General features: G+C 50.2%; 6 protein-coding genes. 3 read left to right on the forward strand and 3 right to left on the reverse strand.

Translation table 11 applies throughout. The features are described from left to right. The first annotated feature begins 32 nt into the window (after positions 1-32). Entirely contained in the window at positions 33-875 is an 843-nt protein-coding gene (locus tag K384_RS11105; RefSeq protein ID WP_038032387.1) for a hypothetical protein, read from the forward strand. Positions 876-986: 111 nt separating this feature from the next. Here the strand turns inward: K384_RS11105 and K384_RS11110 are convergent, their stop codons facing one another. The 3 genes from K384_RS11110 to dut form a co-directional block, all read right to left on the reverse strand. Continuing rightward, entirely contained in the window at positions 987-2,795 is a 1,809-nt protein-coding gene (locus tag K384_RS11110) for an acyl-CoA dehydrogenase (protein WP_038032390.1), read from the reverse strand. Positions 2,796-2,834: 39 nt separating this feature from the next. Continuing rightward, complete coding sequence (locus K384_RS11115; protein ID WP_038032405.1) at positions 2,835-3,485, reverse strand: oxidoreductase; 651 nt, start codon at positions 3,483-3,485, stop codon at positions 2,835-2,837. Between the two features lie 78 nt (positions 3,486-3,563). Then, positions 3,564-3,998 carry a dUTP diphosphatase gene (gene dut / locus K384_RS11120; protein WP_456243268.1) on the reverse strand — a complete coding sequence of 145 codons (435 nt, stop codon included), beginning with the start codon at positions 3,996-3,998 and terminating at the stop codon, positions 3,564-3,566. Positions 3,999-4,146: 148 nt separating this feature from the next. Here dut and K384_RS11125 point away from each other — a divergent pair, with 148 nt between their 5' ends. After that, positions 4,147-4,953, forward strand: coding sequence for a CHAT domain-containing protein (locus tag K384_RS11125; RefSeq protein WP_051633352.1), 807 nt, complete (start codon positions 4,147-4,149; stop codon positions 4,951-4,953). Positions 4,954-5,037: 84 nt separating this feature from the next. Further along, positions 5,038-6,459 carry a hypothetical protein gene (locus K384_RS11130; RefSeq protein ID WP_038032392.1) on the forward strand — a complete coding sequence of 474 codons (1,422 nt, stop codon included), beginning with the start codon at positions 5,038-5,040 and terminating at the stop codon, positions 6,457-6,459. Positions 6,460-6,803: the final 344 nt, after the last annotated feature.

Genomic DNA, 6,803 nt, shown 5'->3' on the forward strand with positions numbered 1-6,803 from the left:
TTCTCATTTCTCACCTCCAAACCCTCAACTTTATGAAACGTCCCCTTGCTTCCCTTTCTTTAGCCTTCAGCTTCATGGCTTTGCTGTGGGCACCCACACAGGCACAAGACATCCGCCGGCTTACCGGCGAAGCCTGCGCATGCATCGATAGCAAAGTAAAGCAGTATCATCGAATCATCGTGCAATATATGTACGATTATGTGGACCTGGGCGAAGAAACTGCAGGGCGCAACCTCAAATCGCGCTATGCCGGACTCAGTGCCGAAGCCCAACAGCAGGTGCAAGAAGATATCAACGCTCTGGATGCCGAAATTGGCAGCATAGTAGGCAACTGCCTGAGCACCATCAAAGGCATGAACCTGTCTGATGCCCAAATGGATGTACTCAAACAAGAGCTGTCTGACAACAAACAATGCTACCCTTTGCTTTATTACATTGCCACCAACAGCAATGACAGCAAAACGGAAGAAAAAGAAAAAGACACCCCTTCTGCCATTGACCCCAATCAAGAAGCAAGTGCCCTTGCCGAGGACATATGCGACTGTGCCTACAGGAAGATAGACCGCCTGCACCCCATCGTGCAAGAGTTTTTGATTGAGCTCATAGACCTCGAAGACAGCGACCACATCGTGAGCAACTACAACCGTCGCTACGATAAACTCAACGAGCAGGAAAAAGAAAAGGCATCGCAAGACCTCGCCTATGTGCAGAGTCCCGCCTTCAAGGATTATATCTACGAATGCCTGAGTGTGGTGAGTTCTTTGGATGAAGCGGCTTATGACGCACTATTAAATGCCGTCAAAGAAGAACCGTACTGCAAAAAGATGCGTGGCGCCATTACTGTCATCAACATTTCACAAAAAGAAGAGGAATAAACAAAGTAAGCTTCAAGAGACGAAACGGCACAATAAAAAAAGCCTGCCTTTGTCTGTTCACGGCAAAAGCAGGCTTTTCAACTACAGTGGGCGTATGCCCTGCATACTTGCTTAAATGATTACCTCTTTTTCCTCGGGCAAGGTCAAGAACACATCATCCATGAGGCGGGTAGCAAGCCATTTGGTTTTGGGCAATTCATAGTGGAAGAAGAAACGCATGGTATGCACCTTGCTTTCATAGAAGCGCTGCGCTTCTTCGTCCAAGCCACCGGCAACCAACTTCTGCTTGGCAGCCACTGCCATCTTCAGCCACATCCACGCCACAACAATCAGACTCGACATCTCCATAAACAAAACAGCATCAGCCATGTAGCGCTCCACGTCGCCTTTCATGGCATAGCCCATCAGCTTTTGCATGACTTGCTGCAGGCGCCCCATCTCTTTTTGCAGCAGTTCTGCGTAGGGTTTAAAGTCGTCAAAGGTGAGGGCTTCCTGCAGTGTTTTGCCTATCTCTTCGGTCAACAACATGGCAGCCTTGCCGTTCTTGGCAACGATTTTACGCCCCAGCAAGTCCAATGATTGAATGCCTGTGGTCCCTTCGTAAATGGTGGTGATGCGTATGTCGCGATACATCTGCTCGAGCGGGAAATCGGTCGTATATCCGTAACCACCCAGCACCTGCAGCCCGGCACTTACCGACTGAATGCCATACTCCGAAGGATAGGTCTTGACTATGGGGGTGAGCAGGTCGAGCAGCAACTGATAGCGCTCGCGTTCCTCGCCTTCGGTTACTTCCAGCATATCGGCATAGAAAGCGGCTTGTGCCGTCAGCATCAAGGCGCCTTCGCTCACCGCTTTTTGGAAAAGCAGCATGCGGCGCACATCCGGGTGGTTGATGATGAGGGTCTGCGGCGTGGTTTTTTGGTCTTTTTCGCTGAGGCGACGTCCCTGCGGACGCTCGTTGGCATATTTCAGCGAAGCATGATAAGCCATGGAAGCGATGGCTGCCGACATGATGCCCACGCCTATGCGTGCCTCGTTCATCATTTGGAACATGTACTTCAAGCCGTGGTGCGGCTCACCTACCAGCCAACCGTAGCAGTTGTCTTTGTCGCCGGCGACAAAGTGCACGGCGGGGGTGCACTTCTGTCCCATCTTGTGGTAAATACCGGCAGTCACCACATCGTTGTCTACGAGTTGTCCGTTTTCTATGCGGTACTTGGGCACTATGAAAAGCGAAATGCCTTTGGTACCTGCCGGTGCCCCATCGATGCGCGCCAGCATCAAGTGCACCACATTTTCGGCACCTTCGTAGTCACCTGCCGAAATAAATATTTTCTGCCCCTTGATTTTATACACCCCCTCTTGGTCTGTGGGGCTTGCCGAGCTGCTGATATCAGACAATGAGCTGCCGGCTTGCGGCTCGGTAAGTGCCATGGTACCTTGCCACTCACCCGACAACATTTTGGGAAGGTAAATATCCTTCAGCTCTTGTTTGGCGAAATTTTTTATCAGACGGGCGGCACCGGCAGTCAAGCCCACAAACATGGTAGCGCCGTTGTTGGCTGCCCCTTGAATGTAGTTCATTGCCATCTGCAACAGCTGAGGCAGCTGCTGCCCTCCGTCTTCATACGAGAAGGTGGCACCAATCATGCCGGCTTCGCCCATGGCTTTCACGTATTCCAAAATAGCCGGATGCACCGTCACCTTGCCATCCACAAAGTCAGACTCCTGCTTGTCCATCTCACGATAGTTGGGATACAACAGGCGGTCTGCTATCTGTTTGGCTGCCTCTATGACCATATCGAACGAGCTGCGGTCATGGTCTTTATAGTGCTCGTACCGGCTAAGTTGCTCTGCATTCAGAACATCATACAAAACGAATTGCAGGCTTTTGAGATCTACATATTTTTCTTCCATGTCATTGGTGGGTTTAATGCTTGTGCGAAAGTTAGCATATCAGGAAGATAATTTCAATATTTGGTCGTTTTCAATAATAAATTTTCCTTTTTCCGGATTTTGCGCACAACGATACATAGCCCAAGCTACCCGCCCGGCTTCCACAGGACGGTAACGCAGCGGTATGAGGGGGCGGAAAAAGGCGGACAGGCGGGCGCTGATTTGTTCTGCGGGGCGCGACTCGTGGCGTTGCCCCAAGAGCAAGGAAGGGCGAAAGATATAGAGGCTTTCAAAGCCTATTTGAGCCAAAGCCTCTTCCACTTCTCCTTTCACTCTATTGTAAAAGAAAACAGAGCGTTTGTCTGCCCCCATAGCCGTAACCGCAAAAAAACGGCGGCAACCATGCGCATAAGCCCAACGGGCAAAGGCAAGCACATAGTCATGGTCCACCTTGCGAAAAGCCTCTTTGGAACCGGCCTTTTTCATGGTGGTGCCTAAGCAACAAAAGGCTTCATCGAGCGGGGCATCCGGGGGTGTCGCTTCGATGTGCTCCCAATCGACAAGCAAGGGGCTCACCCCTTGGGGCAGGTCTGTTTCCCGCCTGACGAGCGCCCACACTTTTGCGTAAGCATCACTTTTTCCCAATAATTGACAGAGATAACTGCCTGTTAAACCCGTAGCGCCGGCAACGGCTGCTTGTTTGTTTTCCATAGTAAAACGTGTTTTTTCATAGAAAACCCAAAAGACAAGCAAAAGATTGCCGGCAAGGCTTTTTCTTGCGAAAAACAACTACTTGATGCCGGTGCTGCCAAAGCCCCCCTCGCCCCTTTCTGTTGCTTCGAGGGTCTCTACCGGCTCCCATTCTACCTGCTCGTAGCGGGCAACCACCAGCTGCGCCAGACGCTCGCCGTCCTCTATGGTATAGGGCTCGTTGGACAGGTTCACTACGCCCAGTTTGATTTCGCCGGTATAGTCCGAATCGAGGGTGCCCACGCAGTTGATAAGCGTGATGCCTTTTTTGATAGAAAGTCCGCTGCGTGGGCGTATCTGCCCTTCATAGCCTTCGGGCAGCTGCACATACAAGCCGGTGGGGATGAGTGCACGTTCCAAGGGCTGCAAGGTAACGGCTTCGTTAAGGTTGGCACGCAGGTCCATGCCTGCCGAGCCCGCAGTAGCATAAGAAGGCAAAGGGTGTTTCGATTTGTTGACAATCTTTACTTTCAACATTCCTTTTTTTCGACAAAGCTAACGAAAACAAAGCAGCTTCACTAAAGGAGAAAGGCATAAAAAGAGAAAGGTTTTTTCTTGTCAGCAGCTAAAGTAGCCTTCTCTTTTTGTATCTTCAGGAAAGAACGTAATTACACTCCCTATAATGAAACCTGCTCTCTTCTTTTTTATCCTGTGGCTGTGTGGCGCCACGCTCCCCTTCACAGCCCAAGCTCAAACATGGCAGGAAGCCTTCCAACAAGGATGGACACTTTACCAAGCGGAACGCTACCAAGAAGCAGCCCCTTTCTTAGAAAAAAGTTTACAATTGCTCGAAAAGGAAGCATCGCCCGATGCCACTGACTTGGCAGTTCTTACTTACCTCTTAGCCTCCGGTTATGAAAAAATGCAGCAAACCGGAAAAGCATTGCTCAAGCAAATCAAACAGCCTTTTATTCTACACATAGCCACACACGGTTTTTTCCTGCCCGTAGAGCAAATGCAGGCCTTCCGTTTTATGCAGTGGGGCGATGCACCCGGGCAATCAATCATACAAAACCCGCTCTACCGTACAGGTTTGTTACTGGCAGGCGCCGAAAACACTTTGCGTGGCGACACCGGCGGCGAAGCAGAGAACGGCATCTTGTTTGCTGCCGAGGTGCAAGAGTTGCCCCTGCTCGGTTGCCAGCTGGTGGTCCTTTCTGCCTGCGAAACCGGCTTGGGCGAACTGCAAAACGGCGAAGGCGTCTATGGTCTGCAGCGGGCTTTTATGGAAGCCGGTGCCGAAGCCGTCATCATGAGTCTGTGGCGCGTAGATGACCAAGCCACCCAAAAGCTGATGCAATTGTTTTATTCTTTCTATATTCGGGAAAAGCAAAGCATCGACGAAGCCTTCAGCCATGCCATACAAATGCTCAAAGCAGAATATCCTGCCCCTTACTACTGGGGCGCCTTCGTGTTGATACAGAACTAAAAAAAACGACAAGAAAGACTACTTTTATATGCTAACAAAGCGCCTTCATGCTGATACAGAACTAAAAAAACGGACGTACTCGAAATGGAAGAACTGAAACAAAAAGTAAAAACACTTGAAAATGTAATAGAAAAAAACAAGCACCTCAGCTTGACCGACGCCGCTGCCCAAAGCGGCCTGCCACTCGACGACGTGCGCGAAGCCATGCAGCTGCTCATGGAGCGCTATCACTGCCGCCTGAGGGTAACCCAAGGGGGCGACTTGATTTATGATTTCGGCAACAGCTTGCGCCGTCGCGACGAAAAAACATGGAGCGAGCGCTGGGACGAAATCAAAGCTGCCCTCTGGAAAGGGTTTCAGGTGTTCTTTAAAGCATGGATTGCCGTTACCTTGGTCGTCTATTTCGTCATTTTTGTGCTTCTGCTCATTGCAGGCTTGCTGGCACTCACCTCTGCCAATCGCGACGACAAAGACCGGGGTCCCGACCTCTCGGGGGTGTTTTACATGATTGCGCGCATCTTTCAGGAAATATGGATTTGGAACACCCTCACCGATGCCACCGTTTACCGCCAAGACCCGTACGGCTTCCCCTACAAAGCTCATGAGCCGCGTACGGCAAAGATAGGCAAGACCAAAAAGAAAAGCTTCATTGCTTCGGTCTATGATTTTGTGTTCGGACCGCCACGCCCCAAAGAAGACCCGCTGAACAATCCCAAAGAGCTGGCTGCCTTTGCCCGCCAAAACAAAGGCATTGTGGTGATACCGGAAGTGAAAGCCTTGGCAGGATGGAACGAAGACCAAGCCAATGATTTCTTGACCGAGTGTCTGGTGCGCTACGACGGGCAAGCCCGCATATCTGAAAACGGTGTTTTGTACGGCGACTTCGAAGAGCTCACGCGCAGCGTTTCGAAAGAAGGCGACCATCCGGTCGTGTGGTACTGGAACGAATACGAAGCCCCCTACCTCATGACCGGCAACAGCACATGGCGCAATGTAGGCATCACTGCCATGAACTCATTCAACTTGCTTTTTGCTGCCTTCTTTGCTTTTGCCTACAAGCCCTCTCCGGTAGCAAGCGGCTTTTGGGCACATGCCGACATCATACTGGGCTGGGTGCCTTTCTTGTTCTCGGTGATTTTCTTCACTGTGCCTGTCTTGCGGGCGTTTTGGGTAAGCCGGAAGGAAAAAGAGCGCCTGCGCAACAATGTGCGCAAGCTGGTCATGAAAAACATATTTACCAATATCAGCAGCGGCAACGACACCTTGCCCGAAACACAACTGCTCCATGACCCTAAAAACAGCATCAAGGTGCCACAGGCTACAGCCCGCAAAGTAATGAAAGAACTCATCGTTGACTGGCATGGCGAGGCTGTGGCACAAAACGACGGCAGCTTGATTTACCGCTTCGAACAGCCGGCTTTTGAGCTGAAAGAAGCCGCGCGCCTGCGTGCCCTGCGCAGCGACAGCTTCGAGGGTGGAGACACCTATATGGAGATAAACAATTGATTATCAATACTTTAAAAAATCAATGGTCGTCGATCGCCACTTTCCGGAAAGGAAAAAGGCATAAAGTAACGACTACTTTCCTGAGAAACAATACATAAATATCTGATTTTCAATAAATTAACAAAAGTCGTCGAAGCCCGGGCAAAATTGCACTACTGCCGTTCGACGACTTTTTAATTTTCTTTCACAAAAAAACACCGCCTGCTCTTGCCTTTTTCACACTTTTCTTCTATATTTCCTACGGCTTTTAATCGCACCAATGTGGAATTGAAATGAGCAGGAACAAACGGCTTTGTATGTGAACGGAGTACTTTTAATCGCACCAATGTGGAATTGAAATGACG

This window comes from Thermonema rossianum DSM 10300, assembly GCF_000426825.1.
Lineage (GTDB): Bacteria > Bacteroidota > Bacteroidia > Cytophagales > Thermonemataceae > Thermonema > Thermonema rossianum.

Bases quoted from the DNA above. Each gene is read 5' to 3' on its own strand.
- K384_RS11105 (WP_038032387.1), top strand. From the start codon at position 33: ATGAAACGTCCCCTTGCTTCCCTTTCTTTAGCCTTCAGCTTCATGGCT.
- K384_RS11110 (WP_038032390.1), bottom strand. From the start codon at position 2,795: ATGGAAGAAAAATATGTAGATCTCAAAAGCCTGCAATTCGTTTTGTAT.
- K384_RS11115 (WP_038032405.1), bottom strand. From the start codon at position 3,485: ATGGAAAACAAACAAGCAGCCGTTGCCGGCGCTACGGGTTTAACAGGC.
- K384_RS11125 (WP_051633352.1), top strand. From the start codon at position 4,147: ATGAAACCTGCTCTCTTCTTTTTTATCCTGTGGCTGTGTGGCGCCACG.
- K384_RS11130 (WP_038032392.1), top strand. From the start codon at position 5,038: ATGGAAGAACTGAAACAAAAAGTAAAAACACTTGAAAATGTAATAGAA.